Raw genomic sequence first — 2,314 nt, forward strand, 5'->3', positions numbered from 1 at the left:
GCCAAAGCCATTTCAGGGTTAGTAGCCTAGCACACTGGTAACAGGTGTGCCGCCCATCCGGGTACGTGCTAACCGGGTGGGATGGGCTGATGACACAGCCCTAGCTTGAGGGTTGCCCGAAACAGAAATGGACTGAGGGCGTTAACCACTCAAGAATCCCACGGCTTTAGCAGTGTGGAGTGTTAATCCTGACTCACTTGTATGTAGCGAGTGGTCGTCTGGATTGCCGGCGCTCCTTGCTGGGTGATGTTGCCAAGGTAGTAGCTATTTCCTCGGATGATCAGCCGGCTCCCAGCACGATGAGCAAAATCACGCGTGAGAAGGGGATTGACCATCGGGTATTGCCGGAGGTCTTAAAAGATAAGATAAATCTGTTTATAAACTGTCAAGCAGGTGGAAGAACTTTGAAACTGATCGTTACTCTCACCTTAAGCCTGGTTCTTCATTCAAGCGTTTTTGGTTTGATCCAATCCGGGGACGATCTTTGGATTCACATCGATCTATGGAAAAGAAAACTTTACCTAATGGATGGGAATCAAATTCTCGATACCTATCCTGTTGGCGTCGGCCAAGAACAATATCCCACTCCCATCGGAAACTGGAAAGTGGTTGAAAAGTCTAGAGATTGGGGGGAGGTTTTGGTCCCCGATGGTTGGGACTAAATGTTCCATGGGGTAAGTACGGAATCCACGGCACAAACCGGCCCCATTCCATCGGCCGTCACGCCAGCCACGGTTGTATTCGCTTGCTAAATCCGGATATCAAGGCGCTGTTTCCTAAAATTCCTCTGGGAACCCGGGTATACATTGAAGGTCCGATTCTGGGTCTGGGAGAAGGACTTCCGAAAACACTGGTTCGTGGAGACAGGGGATCATTGGTCCTCTTGGTTCAAAACCGCCTGCGAGCGGCAGGATACTATCACGGGCCAATGGATGGATTGTTTGGAGCTGGCTTGGAAGAAGCGGTGAAGAGGTATCAAAGAGATCATCGTCTTAAGGTAACGGCCCAGATTCAGTTAGTTGAATACCTTCAATTGGGATTATGGGAATAAACTGACAAAAGACCCGTTTTCTTATACGGGGTACTGCAAGAAAGTACCTAAGCGGTTTGAGATATGGCCCTAAAATCGACGGATCTCCCTCTACCCTAAGGATCCTGATTCAGATTTATCCATGGAGCTGGCAACTCATCTCCAATCCCCCAGTGACGACCTTGGTCGACTATGGCCGGGGCTCTTTATTCAAACGAATCACCAAGGTGAACCCAAAGTTAATCGGCTCCTGGTCGTACAGGGAGCCGGTTTTTATGATTTAGCGGACATGATATGAATACGGGATAAAAATACCGACAATGCATGGCGGACAAAATAATATTCAGTGTGTTCCCGGTTAACCCGAGCTTTGAGTGTCGGAGGCGTGCGTATTCATATTTGGAGTGTTCGTTGCTCGCCGGAAATATCCAGGCAGCAAAATACAGCTGATCCCATAGCATTTGACGATGTATAAGATAAAGATGGCCAACGCTCCAAACAGAAAGTCGATACCTTTTGTTGTATCGATGATCATTTTTCGAGCGATGGCAAAGATCAGGATGTCCACCATAATATTCGGTTCACGTTTGACAAACGTCATGGCGATTTCGAGGCCGATGATATACATTAAGATTAACTGCAACTCACCTTCGTAAGTCACATTCCAAAATTGTTTTTCGTGCAAAATTCCTTCGACGAAGATACCGATGACTAAAAAAATGGACAACCCGATTTCCAATACGCGGATAATCGATTCTGCAATTTGATATACTTTTTTGACGCTTTTTTTCATTGGTTTTCACTTCCCCCAAACAAACGGTCAAAAATTCTGTTATATAACAATATACAAAATAATCGTATGTTATGCAACAGTAATGTTGACTTAACTGTATCCGCCCAAAAGCGAAATGAATAGCTCAAACAGGATTATCAAGCTATAATCCTGTTTGTTGGTACGCACAGCGACGGGAAGATGGCGTTTCCATCTCTCCCCTTTCGAACCTCGTCGTTGTTGTCGGAAACCGTCGTTTGTGCGCACCTTACAGAAAAAGTCGCCTGAAAGACCCGGTTTCAATCGTGGGATGAAAGGTGGCGTTGCTCGGCATCCCCTTTTGGGGATGGTAAGGGCAACCAATTTGCTTTATAATCAAACGTACGAGCGGTGCTCATCCCACTGGTAGTGGATTTGTTCCTGTGTACGTCATGGTATGAGGATCCAGTGGCGAACCAATCACTCCCACTGGGTAAAACTATGAGAGTGAATGTAAAGGAACTAGCGTACTG

Annotated in this window: 3 protein-coding genes; 2 read left to right on the plus strand and 1 reads right to left on the minus strand. The window is 46.5% G+C overall.

The window, feature by feature from the left end:
* Positions 1–179: 179 nt before the first annotated feature.
* On the plus strand, positions 180–662 hold the full coding sequence (locus tag NWF35_RS11340) for a L,D-transpeptidase (protein ID WP_301239207.1): 483 nt from the start codon (positions 180–182) through the stop codon (positions 660–662).
* Positions 653–1,051: a L,D-transpeptidase family protein gene (locus NWF35_RS11345; protein WP_301239208.1), complete on the plus strand. Its 399-nt coding sequence runs from the start codon at positions 653–655 to the stop codon at positions 1,049–1,051. Before NWF35_RS11340 ends, NWF35_RS11345 begins: the two co-directional genes overlap by 10 nt.
* A 337-nt stretch (positions 1,052–1,388) precedes the next feature.
* Here NWF35_RS11345 and NWF35_RS11350 read toward each other — a convergent pair whose 3' ends face one another.
* Entirely contained in the window at positions 1,389–1,823 is a 435-nt protein-coding gene (locus NWF35_RS11350) for a hypothetical protein (protein WP_301239209.1), read from the minus strand.
* Positions 1,824–2,314: the final 491 nt, after the last annotated feature.

The organism is Polycladomyces subterraneus, assembly GCF_030433435.1.
Classification (GTDB): Bacteria; Bacillota; Bacilli; order Thermoactinomycetales; family JIR-001; genus Polycladomyces; species Polycladomyces subterraneus.